This window comes from Williamsia sp. z71 (assembly GCF_059553375.1).
In genome coordinates, this window is record NZ_JCANWX010000001.1 from 387,226 (window position 1) to 404,645 (window position 17,420).

Annotated in this window: 18 protein-coding genes; 9 read left to right on the forward strand and 9 right to left on the reverse strand. The window is 65.7% G+C overall.

Annotated features, from left to right (window positions below; genetic code table 11):
• Positions 1–86 precede the first annotated feature (86 nt).
• Genes AC51GR_RS01685 through AC51GR_RS01695 form a run of 3 tightly spaced genes read left to right on the forward strand, consistent with a single transcriptional unit; the run spans position 87 to position 2,175 of the window.
• Positions 87–866, forward strand: a complete 780-nt coding sequence (locus tag AC51GR_RS01685) for an SDR family oxidoreductase (RefSeq protein WP_496322899.1) — start codon at positions 87–89, stop codon at positions 864–866.
• 17 nt (positions 867–883) lie between these two features.
• Positions 884–1,804 carry an SDR family oxidoreductase gene (locus AC51GR_RS01690; protein ID WP_496322900.1) on the forward strand — a complete coding sequence of 307 codons (921 nt, stop codon included), beginning with the start codon at positions 884–886 and terminating at the stop codon, positions 1,802–1,804.
• Positions 1,801–2,175, forward strand: coding sequence for a DUF8021 domain-containing protein (locus tag AC51GR_RS01695; RefSeq protein WP_496322901.1), 375 nt, complete (start codon positions 1,801–1,803; stop codon positions 2,173–2,175). Before AC51GR_RS01690 ends, AC51GR_RS01695 begins: the two co-directional genes overlap by 4 nt.
• 188 nt (positions 2,176–2,363) lie before the next feature.
• On the opposite strand, the gene AC51GR_RS01700 is transcribed toward AC51GR_RS01695, so the two are convergent.
• From AC51GR_RS01700 to AC51GR_RS01720, 5 genes are all read right to left on the reverse strand, one after another.
• Positions 2,364–3,017: a GNAT family N-acetyltransferase gene (locus AC51GR_RS01700; RefSeq protein WP_496322902.1), complete on the reverse strand. Its 654-nt coding sequence runs from the start codon at positions 3,015–3,017 to the stop codon at positions 2,364–2,366.
• Between the two features lie 47 nt (positions 3,018–3,064).
• Positions 3,065–4,144: a metallophosphoesterase gene (locus AC51GR_RS01705; protein ID WP_496322903.1), complete on the reverse strand. Its 1,080-nt coding sequence runs from the start codon at positions 4,142–4,144 to the stop codon at positions 3,065–3,067.
• Positions 4,145–4,164: 20 nt separating this feature from the next.
• Positions 4,165–5,865, reverse strand: a complete 1,701-nt coding sequence (locus AC51GR_RS01710; RefSeq protein WP_496322904.1) for an alkaline phosphatase D family protein — start codon at positions 5,863–5,865, stop codon at positions 4,165–4,167.
• A gap of 125 nt (positions 5,866–5,990) precedes the next feature.
• Positions 5,991–6,470, reverse strand: a complete 480-nt coding sequence (locus AC51GR_RS01715) for a nitroreductase family deazaflavin-dependent oxidoreductase (RefSeq protein ID WP_496322905.1) — start codon at positions 6,468–6,470, stop codon at positions 5,991–5,993.
• 6 nt (positions 6,471–6,476) lie between these two features.
• Complete coding sequence (locus tag AC51GR_RS01720) at positions 6,477–7,643, reverse strand: steroid 3-ketoacyl-CoA thiolase (RefSeq protein ID WP_496322906.1); 1,167 nt, start codon at positions 7,641–7,643, stop codon at positions 6,477–6,479.
• Between the two features lie 160 nt (positions 7,644–7,803).
• Here AC51GR_RS01720 and AC51GR_RS01725 point away from each other — a divergent pair, with 160 nt between their 5' ends.
• Positions 7,804–9,090, forward strand: coding sequence for a cytochrome P450 (locus AC51GR_RS01725; protein ID WP_496322907.1), 1,287 nt, complete (start codon positions 7,804–7,806; stop codon positions 9,088–9,090).
• 210 nt (positions 9,091–9,300) lie between these two features.
• Here AC51GR_RS01725 and AC51GR_RS01730 read toward each other — a convergent pair whose 3' ends face one another.
• The 4 genes from AC51GR_RS01730 to AC51GR_RS01745 are packed head-to-tail and all read right to left on the reverse strand — an operon-like array spanning position 9,301 to position 13,028.
• Positions 9,301–9,744: a nuclear transport factor 2 family protein gene (locus tag AC51GR_RS01730; protein ID WP_496322908.1), complete on the reverse strand. Its 444-nt coding sequence runs from the start codon at positions 9,742–9,744 to the stop codon at positions 9,301–9,303.
• Between the two features lie 34 nt (positions 9,745–9,778).
• Complete coding sequence (locus AC51GR_RS01735; protein WP_496322909.1) at positions 9,779–10,954, reverse strand: thiolase family protein; 1,176 nt, start codon at positions 10,952–10,954, stop codon at positions 9,779–9,781.
• Complete coding sequence (locus AC51GR_RS01740; RefSeq protein ID WP_496322910.1) at positions 10,954–12,012, reverse strand: thiolase family protein; 1,059 nt, start codon at positions 12,010–12,012, stop codon at positions 10,954–10,956. Before AC51GR_RS01740 ends, AC51GR_RS01735 begins: the two co-directional genes overlap by 1 nt.
• Complete coding sequence (locus AC51GR_RS01745) at positions 12,009–13,028, reverse strand: Zn-ribbon domain-containing OB-fold protein (protein ID WP_496322911.1); 1,020 nt, start codon at positions 13,026–13,028, stop codon at positions 12,009–12,011. The genes AC51GR_RS01740 and AC51GR_RS01745 overlap by 4 nt, the downstream gene beginning before the upstream one ends.
• A 65-nt stretch (positions 13,029–13,093) precedes the next feature.
• Here AC51GR_RS01745 and AC51GR_RS01750 point away from each other — a divergent pair, with 65 nt between their 5' ends.
• From AC51GR_RS01750 to AC51GR_RS01770, 5 genes are all read left to right on the forward strand, one after another.
• Positions 13,094–14,131, forward strand: a complete 1,038-nt coding sequence (locus tag AC51GR_RS01750) for an LLM class F420-dependent oxidoreductase (protein WP_496322912.1) — start codon at positions 13,094–13,096, stop codon at positions 14,129–14,131.
• A 144-nt stretch (positions 14,132–14,275) separates the two neighbouring features.
• Positions 14,276–15,649 carry an ABC1 kinase family protein gene (locus tag AC51GR_RS01755; RefSeq protein WP_496323337.1) on the forward strand — a complete coding sequence of 458 codons (1,374 nt, stop codon included), beginning with the start codon at positions 14,276–14,278 and terminating at the stop codon, positions 15,647–15,649.
• Positions 15,650–15,721: 72 nt separating this feature from the next.
• Positions 15,722–16,078: a DoxX-related protein gene (locus tag AC51GR_RS01760; RefSeq protein WP_496322913.1), complete on the forward strand. Its 357-nt coding sequence runs from the start codon at positions 15,722–15,724 to the stop codon at positions 16,076–16,078.
• A gap of 10 nt (positions 16,079–16,088) precedes the next feature.
• Positions 16,089–16,766, forward strand: coding sequence for a TetR/AcrR family transcriptional regulator (locus AC51GR_RS01765; protein WP_496322914.1), 678 nt, complete (start codon positions 16,089–16,091; stop codon positions 16,764–16,766).
• A complete protein-coding gene (locus AC51GR_RS01770) occupies positions 16,766–17,389 on the forward strand; it encodes a TetR/AcrR family transcriptional regulator (RefSeq protein WP_496322915.1) in 624 nt (207 codons plus the stop codon). The genes AC51GR_RS01765 and AC51GR_RS01770 overlap by 1 nt, the downstream gene beginning before the upstream one ends.
• Positions 17,390–17,420 lie beyond the last annotated feature (31 nt).

Consider the following 17,420-nt stretch of genomic DNA (forward strand, 5'->3'; position numbering starts at 1 on the left):
CTCCTCGCGTACTGTCCTGGTGTAGACCAACCAAGCAATTGCTTGGTACCTTAACACTCAAATTGCAGACTCGGAACGGAGCGTGGATGGACCTCGGCTTGCAAGGCCAGGTGGTGCTGGTGACCGGTGGCGTCAGAGGAGTCGGTGCCGGCATCAGTGCGGTACTGGCAGACCTGGGAGCCACCGTGGTGGCGTGTGCGCGGCGGCCCGCCGACGTGGCCGACCCGCGGGTGGACTTCGTCAGCTGCGATATTCGCGATGCCGACGCGGTCACCGCGATGGTCGAAGAGATCGTCACGCGTCACGGCAGCCTCGACGGGGCGGTGAACAATGCCGGCGGTGCACCATTTGCCCTCGCCGCCGACGCGTCACCGCGCTATCACTCGAAGATCGTCGAGCTGAACATGCTCGCGCCCCTCATCATTTCGCAGGCGGCGCAGAAGATCATGCGTGAGCAGCCGGGCGGTGGCTCGATCGTGAACGTCTCGAGCATGAGCGGGCATCGGCCGTCGCCCGGAACCGCCGCCTATGGCGCGGCCAAGGCCGGGCTCGATTCGCTGACCGGATCGCTCGCCGCCGAATGGGCGCCGACGGTGCGGATCAACTCGGTCGTCGCCGGGGCGGTGCGCACCGAGCTGGCCGAGCTGCACTACGGCGACCAGGCCGGGGTGGACGCCGTCGGCAAGACCATCCCGATGGGCCGGCTGGCCTCACCCGAAGATGTGGGCAACGCGGTGGCATTCCTGTTGTCGCCGTTGGCTTCCTACATCACCGGATCGACACTGACCGTGCACGGCGGCGGAGAGAAGCTGGCGTTCCTGGACGCCGCCACCGCCGCGAACTCGGTCACCCCTACCAACACCTGAACCTGAGGAGATAACTGATGAGTGGAATTGTTGACGGACGCGTTGTCATCGTGACCGGCGCCGGCCGGGGGATCGGCCGCGAACATGCGCTGGCCTTTGCCCGTGAAGGCGCGAAAGTGGTGGTCAACGACATCGGGGCCGGCCTCGACGGCACCGCGACGGGTGAGTCTCCCGCCGAGCAGGTCGTCGCCGAGATCATCGCCGCCGGTGGCGAAGCGGTCGTCAACGGCGACGACGTCGCCGACTGGGCCGGTGCTCAGAACGTGGTGGCGACCGCGATCAAGGAGTTCGGCGGGCTCGATGTGCTGGTCAACAACGCCGGGTTCCTGCGCGACAAGATGCTCGTGATGATGAGTGAAGAGGACTGGGACAACGTCATCCGCGTCCACCTCAAGGGGCACTTCGCGATGCTGCGTCACGCCGCCGCGTACTGGCGGACCGAGTCGAAGGCCGGCAACACCCGGGCGGCGCGGGTCATCAACACCTCGTCGGGTGCCGGCCTCTACGGCTCGGTCGGACAGGGCAACTACTCCGCGGCCAAGGCCGCGATCGCCGAACTCACCATCCAGGCCGCGGCCGAGATGAAGGGTTACGGTGTGACGGTGAATGCCATTGCGCCGTCGGCTCGTACCCGCATGACCACCGGTTCCGGTGAGGCGATGGCCGCGCAGATGGCGGCGCCCGAAGACGGCTCGTTCGACGCGATGGATCCGGCGAACGTGTCCCCGCTCGTGGTGTGGCTCGGTTCCGAGGAGTCGGCCGAGGTCAGCGGTCGGGTCTTCGAGGTCGAGGGCGGAACCATCTCGGTCAGCGACGGCTGGCAGCGAAGCGCCAAGCGCGACAAGGGCGCCAAGTGGGATCCGGCCGAACTCGGCCCGGTCGTGAAGGACATCCTCGAAGAGGCCCCGACCCCGATGCCGGTCTACGGGGCACGATGACCGCTGCACCTTCCGATGGCGAGCTGATCAGCGCGGCGAAGTCGTATGTCGACGCGCTGGTCAGCCATGACCCATCGGGGGTGCCGTTTCATCCGGATTGTGTCCGGATCGAGATGGGCCTCAAGACCGGTCGCAACGGAGATCATCTGCGTCGCAGCCTGTCCCGCGGTCCGCAGTTCCGGCTGATCCACGCGATCGGTGACTTCGAGGCCACGATCCCGACGCGGGGCGTCGTCCACGCGACGTTCTACGTGCACGTGCATCCGAAGCCACTGCGGCTGCGGGCGTTGGTGACCGAGAGTTTCGAGTTCGACGAGTCGGGCGCGATCATCAAGATCGTTGCGAAGTTCGGGGTCCCGCACCGCCACTGACCCGCACCGCCCCCGTTGACCGTGCCGAAATCACCGTTGACCGTGCCGAAGTTGCACGGGGGCAACAGATTAAGGCACGCTCGACGGTCGGTTGGGCACGCTCGACGGTAGGTCGGGCACGCTGAATTGAGAACGAAGACGCTCCACAAATATGTGGAGCGTCTTCGCATATGTGGAGCAGTTGAGGGTCAAGCGATGGGAGCGCGGACCACCATCGGGACGCCGGGGAAGTACGCGGCGAGTTCGGAGCGGCAGCGACGGAGTGCGGCGGTGCCGTAGCCCCGCTTGCGGTGCTCCGGGGCGATCCAGATCCGCACGTCGACCTCTCCGTCGGCCAATTCGCCGAAGACGATGCCGACCTTCTCCTCGCCTTCGACGGCGACGAGCCACACGGCCTCTTCGTTATCCATCCGGCTGTTGGCCGAGGAGATCTCTTCGCTGATGTCGGCGGCGGGTGTGCCGCTGCCGTCACCGGCCGCGCCCACATCGGCGGTCCGGGCGGCGAACAGGTCGGCGTCGCTGTCTTTGAATGCCCGCAGGGTGAGCGTCTCGGCGGTCGCGGCCGGGCGGTCGGTCTGGGTGAATGTGAGCTTGCTGTTGAGATCCTCGAGTTCGGCGGCGTTGGCGCGTCGGGCCGATACCGTCAGGCGATCGAACGACATACCGAGAACGGCCTCGGCGCCGATGGCAGGTACCGAGAGCAGGTCGGCGATGGCGGCCACGGCTGCGGGACGGTCTTCGGCCTCGACGATGGCGTCGAGTACGGCATGGCGTTGTTCGAAGGCGGCTTCGAGTGCGGCGGTGATGTCGCGGCGGACTGCCGCGCGGTCTGGATCAGTCATGGTGTGAGTCTATTGCGAATGTGCTCGGGGGGCCGATTGACCCCGGCTCAGCCGGAGTAGACCTTCCCGAAGGCCTGGGTCGGGGTTCCGCTCGCCAGGTCGACGGTGAAGACCTTCAGGTCGACGGCCGATTCGGTGATGTCCATGGTCATGAATCCTCGGCTCGAGTAGTTCTCGTACAGCGCCGGGGTCTGTTTGGACGATCTGTCTTCGACGGACTTGGACGCCGCGCCCGACACGAGCTGGCGGGTGCCCTTCGACAGCGTTGTCGGGTCGAACACCTGCAGTGAGTGATCGTGTCCGGACAGGAAGAACTGCGCACGACCGGCGATCTCCTGTTCGAAGAAGTCCTTCACCAGGATCCCGTTGATCGGGGGGATCGGGATGCCGTCGTAGTGTCCGGCGCTGCCGTGGGGTCCGTTGTTGAGATACGGGTGGTGTGTTCCGACGATTTTCCACCGCGCCTTGGACTCGGCGAGCGCTTTGCGTAGCCACTGACGCTGCTGAGTCATGTACGTGCCCTGCGGTTCCCAATACGGTGCCAGGAACGGCGGGATGTATGCCGCGATGGGATTGAGGTCAAGAATGAAGAACTCGACCAGCGGGGTCTGTTGCGGCACCGCCACCGAGAAGTAACGTCTGGGCATGTACCAGCGCGGCGACCGCGAGTGGTAGGCCACCTCGGCATCGCCGCGCAGCAGCCAACCGCCGTCACCGGGGAACACCGCCGAATTGTCGTGGTTGCCCAGGGCCATCACCCACGGGAAATCGAGGCCGGTGTTGGGCTTTTCGAACTTCTCGGCGAACTGATGGTCGTCGGGCCCGTTGGGACCGGTCTCATAGATGTTGTCGCCCAGCCCGACTGCCATTCCGAACGGGTTCTGGGCGTGCAGTGCCCGGGCTGCCTTCGTCACGGCGTACTGCGGCGCCTCGCCGGTCCCGGCGTCGCCGGTGATCAGAATCCGTGCCGTCGAACCGGTCTGGGGAAACGGGAAACGTCCGTTGCCTGCGGGTGCGGCATGCGAGGCGCCGGCCAGGGCGATCCCGGCGCCGGCCGCAGCCGCGGTCCCGGCGAGGAACGTACGCCGGCGGATTCCGGAACGGGACGGGGTGGGTTGCTCACTCATGGTCGGTCATCTTTCTGGGATCAACGAGCTGGTCGGGAGGCAGGATGAACTTGCTTGGCGCCGTTCGGTACCCGCCAGGATTGGGCGTATCGCTGACCGGAGCGCGGATCGTCGCGGTTGTCGATGAAGTACCAATCCATCTGTGTGGCAGCCGGGGTCACGGTCAGGACCGCGTACCCGTGGGCGTCGGTGTCGACCCAGCGCAGGTGGTGATTGACGTTGGTGAGCGCGGCGGATGCGGCCGTACCCGCGGTGTATTCGGGGACCCCGACGATGTCGTCGACGTTGTTGGAGGTCACCGAGGTGACCACCAGTTCGGTGCCCACGGTGCCCGCACCGGGATAGTTGGCGGCGTCGACGGGCAGCTCGCAGGCGAACGACATGTGGATGTCGCCGGTGATGAACACCGCGTTGTCGATGTCGTTGTCGCTCAGCGCCTGATAGAGCCGCCTGCGGTCGGCGGTGTAGCCGTCCCAGGCGTCGGCGTTCAGGGGGACACCGGCCTGCGGGACACCGAGCAGTTCGGTCAGCGCCTCGGTGGTGCGGGGTTCGAGCGGCGGGATCAGGATGGGACTGATCATCACGGGGTTACCGATGATCTGCCAGGTGGTCGGCGACGAGATGACGCCATTGGTCAGCCAGGACATCTGCGCCGCGCCGGTGATGGTCGCGGCCGGACTGTCGGTCTTTGCCGACGTCATCGACTGCTGTGCGCTGCGGTACGTCCGCAGATCCAGCATCGACAGTTCCAGCAGGTTGCCGAAACGCAGACGGCGATAGAGATGGCGTCCGCCGGCGTCGACTTCGGGCCGGACCGGCATCCATTCGTAGTAGGCCTGCTCGGAGGCTGCCTTGCGGGCCGGCCAATCACCCTGCGCCGCACTGTGATTCTCGGCCCCCGACGCGTAGGCGTCGTTGGCCGATTCGTGGTCGTCCCAGGTGCAGATCCATGGCAGGTTCAGGTGGGCGCCCTGCAGATCGGCGTCGGACTTGTACTGGCCGTGACGAATTCGGTAATCGGCGAGGGAGACGATGTCGTGCGGTGGTTGATGTGCCCGGACCGACCCGTCGTGCCCGCCGTATTCGCCGACACCGTACTCGTAGATGTAGTCGCCGAGGTGGACGATCGCGTCGAGGTCGGGTTGGGCGGCCAGGTGCCGGTAGGCGCTGAAATAACCGGCCTCCCAGTTGGAACAGGAGGCAACGCCGAATCGCGCCTCGGCCACCTCCGCGGTCGTCGAGGGTGCTGTCTTCGTCCGCCCGGTCGGGGAGACGGCACCTGCGGCGGGTCCGCCCAGAACCCGGAAACGATAGTGGTAGCGGGTATTCGGTGCCAGGCCACCGGCATCGACCTTGACGGTGAGGTCGCGGTCCGGTCCGGTGTCGGTGGTTCCGGACGAGACCACCGAGGTGAAGCCGGAATCGGTTGCGACCTCCCAGGCCACCGAGGTGGCCCCGCCGCGCCCGGACCCCGGTGTGGCGTCGGCGATCGGAGTGATGCGGGTCCACAGGATCACGCGGTCGGGCAGCGGATCACCCGAGGCGATGCCGTGCCCGAACACCGCTCCGGGTGCCGCGGGATCAGCGGCTGCGCGCCCGCCGTAGACCGACGCGAGGACCCCGGCGGTCCCCACGGCGGCGCCGCCGAGAAAGGCGCGACGTGACGGTTGAATCCAGGAGGGCACTGACTCCGCCGGCTGGGAATCTGGAGTAATTGTCATGGCGCACAAATCCTGGCATACCCAGGCACTTCAGGGATGTGAACTGATGACCTTCGCAAAGAATTCTTTCCGACCCGTCGGTGAACTCTTGGCGTTGTGCTCGGCGGCGCCCTCCGGGCGTCAACTCATTTCGGTTCGCAGATGACCACCGGGATCTTGCGGTCGGTCCACCCCTGATAGGTGTCGAAGTCGGCGTAGATCCCCACCAGCTCGGGCCAGAGCCGTTCGCGCTCTTCGTCGGTGGCCTCGCGGGCCCGCATCACGGTGGTGTGCTTGCCCTCCTGGATGGTGACGTCGGGGTTGTCTCTGAGATTGAGGTACCAGGCCGGATTCGATGCCATACCGCCCTGGGACGCGACCACCACGACGTTGGCGCCGTCGCGCAGATAGACCAGCGGCACCGTGCGCGGCTTCCCGGATTTGCGGCCGATGGTGGTCAGCAGGATGACCGGGACCGGCTTCTTGAAACCGGCCCCGACCCGCCAGCTCGCCCCGACCTTGCCGCCGCTCATCTTGTAGATCCGCGTGTTGAGGCGAGAGGCGACCTTGACGATCTTGCTGACGGCTTTGGAGTTGAGCGCCTTGGGCGTTTCTTGGGGTAACACGCGACCTCAGATCCGTTCGATGATGGTTCCGGTGGAGAGTGCTCCACCCGCGCACATCGTAATCAGGGCGGTGGACGAATCGGAACGCTCCAATTCGTGCAGCGCGGTGGTGATCAGGCGCGATCCGGTGGAGCCCACCGGATGGCCGAGCGCGATCGCACCGCCGTTGACGTTGACCTTGTCCATGTCGGGGTTGTGCACGGCGGCCCAGGACAGCAGTACGGAGGCGAATGCCTCGTTGACCTCGAAACGATCGATGTCGGAGATGGACATCCCGGCCTTGGTCAGGACCTTCTCGGTGGCCTGAACGGGTCCGTCGAGGTGATAGTACGGTTCGGCGCCGACCAATGCCTGTGCGACGAAACGCGCACGAGGCTTGAGCCCCAACGCCTTTGCCTTGTCTTCGTCCATGATCAGGACAGCCGCGGCGCCGTCGGAGACCTGCGACGACGTACCGGCGGTGTGGATGCCGCCGTCGACGACCGGCTTGAGCCTGGCCAGCGACTCGAGAGTGGTCTCGCGCAGACCCTGATCGCGCGCGACGTCGAGGATGTTGCCGGTCAGCTCGCCTTCCTTGGTCCGCTCGGGCGCCTTCAGCGAGAAGATCTCCCGGTCGAAGCGACCTTCGTCCCAGGCCGCCTTGGCGAGCTGCTGGCTGCGCAGACCGAGCGCGTCGACATCGGCGCGGGTGATCCCGCGGCGGTCCGCGATACGTTCGGCGGCCCCGAACTGATCGGGCATGTCGATATCCCATGACTCTGGGCGTCGTTTGCCCGCACCTTCGAGCATGACGTTGGCGCCGAGGGGCACCGCCGTCATCGACTCCACACCGCAGGCGATGCCGACATCGATGGTGCCGGTCGCGATCAGGCCGGCGATCAGGTGATTGGCCTGCTGGGCGGAACCGCACTGGCAATCGACGGTGGTCGCGCCGGTCTGCCAGGGAAGCCCGGCGTGCAGCCACGCCGTGCGGGTCACGTTGTTCGATTGGGCACCCACCTGCATCACGCAGCCGCCGATGACCTGCTCGACCTCGTTGGGGTCGATTCCGGCGCGTTCCACCAGAGCTTTCTGCGTCGCTCCGAGCAGTTCTGCCGGATGGAGCCCGGAGAGCCACCCCGCTCGCTTACCGATCGGGGATCGGGTCGCCTCGACGATCACCGGTGTTCCCATGTCATTTCCTTTCGTGCGGTGAAAAAGGTCGTTGTCCATACGAAACTAGAACAAGTTGCCAACTGGACACAAGTCCTATTACAGCAGGTAGTGGCCTTGCAGACCATTGTGCTCTACGATCGACTAGAACACGTTCATGCAGAGGATTGAGGGGAATGCAATGACGCAGGCCGAGCAGGTGTGCCCGTTCGTGAAGGGGTTCGACTTCACCAGTCCTGACCTGTTAGAGCAGGGTATCCCGGTCCGGGAATTCGCGGAATTGCGCAAGACCGCCCCCGTCTGGTGGAACGCTCAGGAAGAGGGCAAGGGCGGGGGCTTCCACGATGGGGGCTACTGGGTTGTCAGCAAGCACGAGCACATTCGGGCGGTGTCGAAGAACAACGACGACTGGTCCACCAACGAAAACGGTGTGATCATGCGGTTCGACGACGAGATGACCACCGAGCAACTCGACATCACCAAGGCTCTGCTGATCAACCACGATCCGCCGGAGCACACCCGTCTGCGCAAGCTCGTGGCGAAGCTCTTCACGCCCAAGGCCGTGCATGCGTTGGAGGAGTCCCTCGAAGAAGCCGCTCAGAAGATCGCCCGCGATGCCGCCGCCAAGGGGGAAGGCGACTTCGTCGAGGATGTCGCGGTCAATCTCCCGCTGATGGCCATCGCCGACCTGCTCGGCGTTCCGGCCGAAGACCGGGAGCGACTGTTCCACTGGTCGAACACGATGATGAACACCGACGATCCCGAGTTCAACGAGCCCGTCGAGGGTGCAGAGCTCAGTCCGGCGCAGATCGCCTCCGCCGAACTGCTCGGGTACGCCTACACGATGGCCGAGGAGCGCAAGAACTCCCCGAAGGAGGACATCGTGACGGCGCTCGTCAACGCCGACATCGACGGGCAGTCCCTCGAGGAGATCGAGTTCGGCTACTTCGTGCTGCTGCTCGCGGTGGCCGGCAACGAGACCACCCGGAACGCGATCAGCCATGGCATGAACGCCTTCATCGACAACCCGGATCAGTGGGAGTTGTACAAGCGGGAACGTCCGGCGACCACGGCTGATGAGATCGTCCGCTGGGCCACGCCGGTGAACTGCTTCCAGCGCACCGCCCGCCACGATCTTGTTCTCGGCGATGTCGAGATCAAGAAGGGCCAGCGTGTCGGGATGTTCTACGGATCGGCGAACTTCGATGAGGATGTCTTCGAGAATCCCTTCGAGTTCAACATCCTCCGGGACCCCAACCCGCACGTCGGATTCGGTGGTCACGGCGCGCACTACTGCGTCGGTGCAAACCTGGCCCGCATGGAGATCAACCTGATCTTCAACGCCATCGCCGACCACATGCCAGACATCACCAAGGTCGCCGAGCCGCGCCGCCTACGGTCCGGCTGGATCAACGGGGTCAAGGAGATGACGGTCAACTACGGAACCGGTTGCCCCGTCGCACACTAGTCTCGAACAGCCAATGTGGCCTCGTCCCCGGAAAGGGACGGGGCCACATTGCTGTCCGCACCCTCCGGCCCCGCCGCCAACAAAACCGCCGACCGTGCCGAAACAACCGCCGACCGTGCCGAAATTGCAGTCAGGTCAGCAACTTTGGCACGGTCGACGGTGATAAGGGCACGGTCGGCGGCGTTATCGGCACGCTCGACGGGGAGTGGATCAGGCCTTACGGACCGAGTTGATCGTCTTCTCGACTTCCCAGAAAGCGCGCAGCGCAGCGATTTTGCCGTCAGGATTGGCGCGGTAGGTGAACACGCCCCGGGCTTCGGAGACATGTCCGGCGATGTGGGTGACGATCTTGCCGATGTACGCGACCTCGTTGCCGCAGATGATCTCCTCGTCGAAGAGGAACTCGATCTGTTCGGTCGCGCCGATCGACATGTCCCAGAACTGGCCGATGCGCTCGTGCCCGGTGAAGCCGATACCTTCTTCGTCGAACATCGACGGGCCGACGGGATCCTGCACGATCCCGTCGGGCGCAAACAGGTTCACCCAGGCGGCCTTGTTGCGCGACCCCACATACTCACGCGACAACCGGCCGGCAACCACCGCTGGGTTGTTGGCGCGGTCGATGTTCATGTAGGCCGGTTGTGCCTTCGTCATGATGTCTCCGTCGTGTCGGTGGTCGCGTTCGATGTCAGTGCGTGGGCTTGTCGGCTCCCACGAGCCACATCGAAAAGTACTGTGATCCACCACCGTATGCATGGCCGAGTGCCTTGCGCGCGCCGGCCACCTGGTGATCGCCGGCTTTGCCCTGGACCTGGATGGCGGCCTCGGCGAAACGGATCATCCCCGAGGCACCGATCGGGTTCGACGACAGCACTCCGCCGGACGGATTCACCGGCAACTTCCCGCCGATCGCGGTGTCACCGGCCTCGGTCAGTTTCCAGCCCTCACCTTCGGGTGTGAAGCCGAGGTTCTCGAGCCACATCGGTTCGAACCAGGAGAAGGGGACATAGATCTCGGCGACGTCGATCTCTTCGAGCGGATTGGAGATCCCGCCGGCCTTCCACAGCGCGGCGGCGGCATCCCGGCCCGCCTGCGGACTGACGGTGTCGCGGTGGGAGTACGAGAGCGGCTCGGTGCGCATCGCCGATGCGTGGATCCAGGCCACCGGAATGCCCTGGGCCACGGCGTTGTCGGCGGATGCCTCGTCGCCGATGACCACAGCGCAGGCGCCGTCGGACGAGGGGCAGGTCTCGTCGTAACGGATGGGATCCCACAGCATCTGCGAACTCATCACCTTCTCGACGGTGATGTCGGGCTGGTGCAGATGTGCGAGGGGATTGAGGGCGCCGTTCTGCCGGTCCTTGGCCGCGACGATCGCCCCGATGTGGTCGGGGGCCCCGGAGCGGCGGATGTACGAGCGGACGTGCGGTGCGAAGAAGCCGCCGGCACCGGCGCCGACCGGCATGGTGAACGGAATCGGAATCGACAACGCCCACATGGCATTCGACTCGGACTGCTTCTCCCAGGCGATGGCCAGCACGCGTTGGTGCACCCCCGAGGTGATCAGCGACGCCCCGACGTTGGCCGTGGATCCGCCGACGGATCCGGCCGTGTGGACGCGGATCATCCGCTTGCCTTCGGCGCCGAGCGACTGCGCCAGCGCCAGCTCGGGCATCATCGCACCCTCGAAGAAGTCGGGTGCCTTGCCGATGACGATCGCGTCGATGTCGTCCATCGACACCTGTGCGTCGGCGAGCGCTTTGTCGATCGCCTCGCGGCACAGGCCTGCCATCGACACATCATGGCGTTTGGCAACGTATTTGGTCTGCCCGGTGCCGAGCACCGCGGCGCGATAACGGCCCATCAGCTCTTGCCTTCCCTGTCGGTCGTGCCGCTCAGGGCGACGACCATGTTCTGCTGCAGTAGCGGACCGCTGGTGGCGTGCGCCAGGGCGGTGTCGGCGTTGCCGTTCAGGATCGTGGTCGCCGCGTATCCGATGCGTTCGAGTCCGGCCGAGAACAGCGGATTGGCGGCGAGTGCGCCGCCGGACGGATTGATGACCACCGAATCATCCAGTCCGAGTGCGGACTTGAGGATCAATTCCTGGTGGCTGTACGGTGCGTGCAATTCGGCGACGTCGACCTTGCGATTGTTGCCGAGCGCGGTGTCGGCGGCGAGTGTCGTCGACGGCGACTTCGTCAGATCGCGGGCCCCGAAGTTCGGGGTGTCGATGCGGTGGTCCCAGCCGGTGATCCAGGCCGGACGCGCAACGAGTTGCCGGGCCCGGTGTTCGCTGGCCAGGATGATGGCCGCAGCGCCGTCGGTGTAGCGACAGACGTCATGGGCGCGCAGCGGGTCGGCGACGTACTCGGACTTGAGCAGCTCGTCCACCGAGGCCCCGGAACCCCGGGCGGCCACCGCGGCCATATCGGCTTCGGTCCACGCGCCGGAGTCGAGGCCGGCGCGGGCCTGCAGTGCGGCGAGGGAGCGGGCGTCGGGCCACAGCGGTGCGACGGTGTGCGGGTCGGTCTGCAGCGCGAGCACCTGATCGGTGTTGGAAGCCGACGGCTTCCCGAATCCGTAGGCGAGGGCGACGTCGACCTCGCCGGTGGCGATCTTCACCCAGGCCTCGTAGAGGGCCCAGGCGGCATCCATTTCGACATGCGATTCGTTGATCGGCGGGACCGCTCCGATCGAGTCGATCGCCGAGATGAACGAAAATGCGCGACCGGCAAGGTAATCGGAGGATCCGGAGCACCAGAAGTCGATGTCGGTGCGGCTGATTCCGAGGTCGGCGTAGAGCTTCTGGAAACACGGCACCAGCATCTCGACGCCGTTGGTAGTGCCGAACGTCGCATCGACGTGGGGGCTGTGCGCAAAACCGATCACGGCGATCGGTGGTATCTCGCGGTATGTGCTCACAGGTGATCCTTGTAGGAGTCGTAGTCGGCGTCGGGCTCACCGGACGGACGGAAATGGCTGATGTTGCGCAACGTGTGATCCCACTCCTCGCGCGGGCGCCAGACGGCTTCGACCCGCATGCCCATGTGGACGTCAGCGGCCTCGGTGTCGAGGATGAGGTGCAGGAACGGGATGTCGGAACCATCGAGCAGGACGTAGGCCGCGACATACGGCGGTTTGATCTGCTGCCCGAGGAACGGCACGTTGACGATGCAGAACGTGGTCACCACGCCTTTGTCGGAGAGTTCGACCTTCTCGTTGGTCGGCTTGCCGTTGGTCGGATCCGCCCCGCGCGGCGGGAAGTAGACGGGTTCGCCCGGGGCGGTCCGCCCGCCGTAGAGCTTGCCCTCCTTGAGTCCCTGTAGATACCAGGTCTCCTCGATGGAGGCGGTGTGGTCGATGGTCAGGTCGATCGGCGTCGTGATCATGACGCCATCGGATGCGGTGGGCTCGGAGGTGTTGGGGGATACCGGGTTCGGTGTCTCGCCGAGCTCGAAGTGGTCGATGTCGTCGATCCGGCCGGTGCGCGCCGGCTTCCAGACCGCGCGGACGCGGGCTCCGGTGCGCAAGTCGGCGGGTCCGTCGGCGGCGACTGCGTGCAGTAGGGCGGTGTCTGCCCCGTCGAGTCGGATCAGGGCCCACGCGAACGGGTTCGACAACGGCTGGCCGTCGATGGGCTCTGCCATCCAGGTCCACGACGTCACCGTCCCCACGGGCGAGACCTCGACGAAGTCGTCGATCTGGCCCCGGGTGACGGGGTCGAACTCGACCGGAGGGGCATACACGGTCCCATCGGCACTGCGACCGCCGACGACCTTTCCGTCCAGCAGACCCTGGGCAAAACGTCCGAGAACCGGCCCGAGCGAACGGGTGTAGTCGAACGCGTTGTGCAGCGGTGCGGACAGAACGGGGTCGTCGGGATTCTCGATCGGGGCGACTACGGCGGCAAATCCTGCGGATATCTGGCTCACGGTCACGGAATCGAGTAGAACAGGTTCTAGATTGTCACGCAAGGACTAGGCCGAACGGGAGGTCGCCAGGCATGAGGCTCGGTCTGCAATTGGGGTACTGGGGTGCTTCGCCGATCGCGGATGCGCCGGCTTTGATCGCCGCCGCGGAGGCGGCGGGCTACGAGGCCGTGTTCACCGCGGAATCCTGGGGCTCGGATGCCTACACACCGCTGGCCTGGTGGGGCTCACAGACGTCGACGATCAAGCTCGGTACCGGTATCGCTCAGCTCTCTGCGCGACCGCCGACGTCGGCGGCGATGGCGGCGCTGACACTCGATCATCTGTCCGGTGGCCGGCACATCCTGGGGCTCGGGGTGTCCGGGCCCCAGGTCGTCGAGGGCTGGTACGGCCAGCCCTTTGCCAAGCCGCTGGCGCGGACCCGCGAATACGTCCGCGTGATCCGCGATGTCCTGGCCCGCGAAGAGCGGGTGACCAACGCCGGACCGCATTACCCGTTGCCCTATCCGCCGCAGGCCGCCGGGTCTACCGGACTCGGCAAATCGCTCAAGCCGATCACCCATCCGCTGCGCGCTGACCTGCCCATCTGGCTCGGTGCCGAGGGACCGAAGAACGTCGCGTTGACCGCGGAGATCGCCGATGGCTGGCTGGCGATCTACTACACGCCGCGACTGTCGGACATGTATGAGTCGTGGCTTGCCGAAGGCTTCGCGCGGCCCGGGGCGCGCCGCACCCGCGACACGTTCGAGGTCGCCGCGACCGTACAGGTCGAGATCACCGACGACGTCCCGGCGGTCATCGACGCCTACCGACCGTCCACCGCGCTATACGTCGGCGGGATGGGGGCCAAGGACCAGAACTTCCACGCCCAGGTCTACACCCGGATGGGGTACGGCGAGGTGGTCCGGGAGATCGGTGAGAAGTTCCTCTCCGGGCGCAAGGACGAGGCGATCGCGGCAGTGCCCGACGAGATGGTCCTGGAGACGATGATCGTGGGTGACGAGGACGAGGTGCGGCGTCAGATCAAGCGGTGGGAACAAGCCGGGGTCACCATGCTGATGGTGACCAATCGCGACCCCGACCAGATCGCGCGACTGGGCCGGCTGGTGTAGGCGAACATGTTCTAAATCCGGTCGGCATGGCGAAGTGGTCGACGATCGAGGTCGGTGATGCGTAAAGTCCCGTCCGTGTCGGACACGTCCGCAGGTCCCGAGCCGCCCGGCGGCGCAGATGCGGCGCGGCAGGTCGGTGCCCGGATCGGGCGGGGCCAGAAGATCGGCCGGGTGGTGGCCGGGCATGCAGTCCGGACCGCGACCGGCAAGCTGACCGGACCGGCGGCAGATGCCCAGGCCCGCGCTCGCAAGCAGGACGAGCAGGTGCTCCGGTTCGCCGACGAACTGGTCACCGTCGTCGGGAGTATGAAGGGCGCGGCGCTCAAGCTCGGACAGATGCTGGCCATGTTCGATCTGGGCCTGAGCTCGGAGGCGACGCGGGCGGAGTTCGCGGCCAGGCTGGCCCCGCTGTTCGACCGTGCCCCGGCTGTCGACAACAGGTCGATGATGGCGGTTTTGGAGTCGTCGTTGGGACCGACCCGGATGGCCCGCCTGGACATCGAGCCGACACCGATCGCGGCCGCATCCATCGGCCAGGTCTACCGGGCCACCCTCGACGGCGACCGGGTGGCGGTCAAAGTTCAGTATCCACACGTGAAATCGGCGGTCCGCGCGGATCTGAAGAATCTTGCCCTGGTGGTCAGGATGGGTCGTGGCCGGCTGCCGGGTGCCAACCTGGACGACGTGGTGGCCGAGGTTTCACGGCAGGTGCTGGCAGAGCTGGACTACAAGGCCGAACTCGCCAATCATCAACGGGTGCATGACTTCTACCTCGATCATCCGGTCTGGACCATTCCGCGGCCGTACGCCGGGTTCAGCACCGACCAGGTCCTGGTCACCGAATACCTGGATGGGATGCCGCTGGCCGCGGCCTGCGCACTGCCGGCGGCGGATCGGGACCGGATCGGGGAGGCGGTGTACCGCTTCTACTGTGGCGGGGTCTACGAGCGCGGCGAATTCTGTGCGGACCCCCATCCCGGAAATGTGCTGGTGCTGGCCGACGGTAAGGTCGGATTTCTGGACTTCGGTCTGTACCTGACCATGGGGGAGTCGGATATAGCGTTGCAGCGCAAAGTCTTTCGTGCCCTGCTCGAGAACCGGGACGAGGAGGTCTACCGGTTGGCGATCGACGCCGGATTCATCCCCGACGAAGACGCGATGTCGATGGAACAGGTCGCGGATTACACGCGCAAGGTGGCCGGATGGCATATGTCGCCGGACCGGTCGACGGTCACCCGGGAGGTGGCGCGGCGGGCCTTCGCCGGCGCGGTACTGCCCGGCTCCGGACACTATCGTCAGATCCGGCATCAGGACCTGGTGGAGACGCACGTGTTCTCGCGGCGCACCGAACTCGGTGTGTGCGAACTCCTCGGCCGACTGGAGGCGACCGCGCCGTGGGGTTCGATCGTCCGGGAATGGATCTACGACGATGTCGCGCCGGCGACTCCGATGGGCGCCGCGATTGCGAACTGGCACCGGATCCGCGGCGGTGAAGGTGCGGGGGGTACGACGAGATGATCCCGGCGATGTTCAGAGAACGCCTGTCCTGGGTAAGAGGTCGATAGTGTTGTTAACAACGAAAGGCAACGAATGACAATCGTGCTCGCGCGGGTGCTGAAAAAGTCTGCTGGTGCGGGTCTGTCCGCGGCCCGCGGGTCAAAGGACTCCGAACAAGATACCGACACCGGCTCTCGGGACGCGGTCCTGCCGCGGGTGGCCGGGCTCGGCCTGGCCGCGACCGGGGTGGCGCACTTCATCACTCCGAAGACTTTTGAGCCGATCACCAAGCCGGCGTTTCCGGAGGACACCACGAAGTGGACCTATTCCAACGGTGCCACCGAAACCCTGGTCGGGCTGGCGATCGCGAACAAGCGGACGCGCAAGCTCGGCTACCTGGGATTGATCGGGTACATCGGATTCCTCGCCAGCCGTGTCCTGAAGGCGTGACCGTCGGGCGATGACATCTGATGCTCCCGTGCGCCGTCGCCGCGGACGGCCCAAAGTCGAAGGGCTGGCCGATCACCGGCGTACCCAGATCGTCGAGGCGGCCTATGCCGTATTGACCGAAAAAGGCTACGACGGAACGAGTATCGCGGAGATCGCGCAGCGTGCAGGCATCGGGCAGGGGACGGTCTACCGCTACGTCAACAGCAAACGGGAACTGCTGGACATGGTTTTCGACTGGGCGGTGGAGCGGATCTTCGCAACCGTTGATCCCAACGTGCTGCTCGCGTCCGAAGCCCAGACGGCGCAGGAGATGGCCCTGCACATCCGGGTCATCGGCGAACGGCTCCACCGGATGGTCGACGACGATCCGGCGATGCTCAAGCTGATCGGGGTGCAGGCCAGCGCAATCGACAAAGAACTCAAGGCGCGGGTGGTCGGGCTCGAGTTCATGATCAACTCCCTGGTGGTCAAGACGCTGACCCGGGCGGTCGAGAACGAATGGTTCACCCTGACCGGGCCGCAGCGCCAGATCGTCGCCCGGTTGCTGATGATGCTGGCGCTGCCCGGGTTGGTCCTGTCGCTCCGGTCGGAAGACGATCCGGAGAAGCGTGAGCGGTTCGTCAGGGGCGCAGCCGATCTGGCCTTCCATGGAATGATGAAACGGCCGCCGGCGAAGGATGGGGAGTGATGGTCCAACCGACAGCTCGCCAGGACACCCGGCGGACCCGGCTTCGACGAGGTCAACTGCTCGATGCCGCACTGGGCACGTTCATCGACAGCGGTTACAGCGATGTCGGTGTCGCCGAGATCGTCGCCCGGATCGGCTGTAGCCACGGCACGTTCTACAACTATTTCGACAACAAACGCGATGCCCTGGACGCAGTACTGGCCCGGGAACTCGCCGAGCTCACCGCGATAGCCGAGTTGCACCGCCCCCGACCGCGCGACGCGGGCGAATTCATCACGGCGATGGAGTCTTTGGTCCGCCGATTGGTCGACCATGTGAACGAGCACCCCGAAGCGCTGACGTTTGTCATGCTGGAGGCGCCCGGTATAGACGAGGCGTCGCTCGAGCTGCTGACCGGCAGCTACGTTCAGCTCGGGCAGCTGTGTGAACAATACTTCCGACACGGGGTGGCCGACGGATACCTACGCGAGGACCTCGACGTGGAGTTCGCCGGCGAAGCGATGGTGTCGTGCCTTCTCGGCGCGGTACTGCCGCGAATGCTCGACAACTCCGCCGAACTCGACGTCGAGGAGACGGTCAGGACCGTGGTCGGATTCCTCTGCTACGGCACGCCGACCGTCTGAGCAACCCACGCCGCACGAGCTCGGGCGTCGG

What these genes read in the sequence shown, in the direction of transcription:
- AC51GR_RS01725 (WP_496322907.1), top strand. Translation starts at nt 7,804, where the DNA reads ATGACGCAGGCCGAGCAGGTGTGCCCGTTCGTGAAGGGGTTCGACTTC.
- AC51GR_RS01720 (WP_496322906.1), bottom strand. Translation starts at nt 7,643, where the DNA reads ATGGGAACACCGGTGATCGTCGAGGCGACCCGATCCCCGATCGGTAAG.
- AC51GR_RS01765 (WP_496322914.1), top strand. Translation starts at nt 16,089, where the DNA reads ATGACATCTGATGCTCCCGTGCGCCGTCGCCGCGGACGGCCCAAAGTC.
- AC51GR_RS01760 (WP_496322913.1), top strand. Translation starts at nt 15,722, where the DNA reads ATGACAATCGTGCTCGCGCGGGTGCTGAAAAAGTCTGCTGGTGCGGGT.
- AC51GR_RS01685 (WP_496322899.1), top strand. Translation starts at nt 87, where the DNA reads ATGGACCTCGGCTTGCAAGGCCAGGTGGTGCTGGTGACCGGTGGCGTC.
- AC51GR_RS01695 (WP_496322901.1), top strand. Translation starts at nt 1,801, where the DNA reads ATGACCGCTGCACCTTCCGATGGCGAGCTGATCAGCGCGGCGAAGTCG.
- AC51GR_RS01700 (WP_496322902.1), bottom strand. Translation starts at nt 3,017, where the DNA reads ATGACTGATCCAGACCGCGCGGCAGTCCGCCGCGACATCACCGCCGCA.
- AC51GR_RS01690 (WP_496322900.1), top strand. Translation starts at nt 884, where the DNA reads ATGAGTGGAATTGTTGACGGACGCGTTGTCATCGTGACCGGCGCCGGC.
- AC51GR_RS01750 (WP_496322912.1), top strand. Translation starts at nt 13,094, where the DNA reads ATGAGGCTCGGTCTGCAATTGGGGTACTGGGGTGCTTCGCCGATCGCG.
- AC51GR_RS01730 (WP_496322908.1), bottom strand. Translation starts at nt 9,744, where the DNA reads ATGACGAAGGCACAACCGGCCTACATGAACATCGACCGCGCCAACAAC.
- AC51GR_RS01735 (WP_496322909.1), bottom strand. Translation starts at nt 10,954, where the DNA reads ATGGGCCGTTATCGCGCCGCGGTGCTCGGCACCGGGCAGACCAAATAC.
- AC51GR_RS01710 (WP_496322904.1), bottom strand. Translation starts at nt 5,865, where the DNA reads ATGACAATTACTCCAGATTCCCAGCCGGCGGAGTCAGTGCCCTCCTGG.
- AC51GR_RS01770 (WP_496322915.1), top strand. Translation starts at nt 16,766, where the DNA reads ATGGTCCAACCGACAGCTCGCCAGGACACCCGGCGGACCCGGCTTCGA.
- AC51GR_RS01705 (WP_496322903.1), bottom strand. Translation starts at nt 4,144, where the DNA reads ATGAGTGAGCAACCCACCCCGTCCCGTTCCGGAATCCGCCGGCGTACG.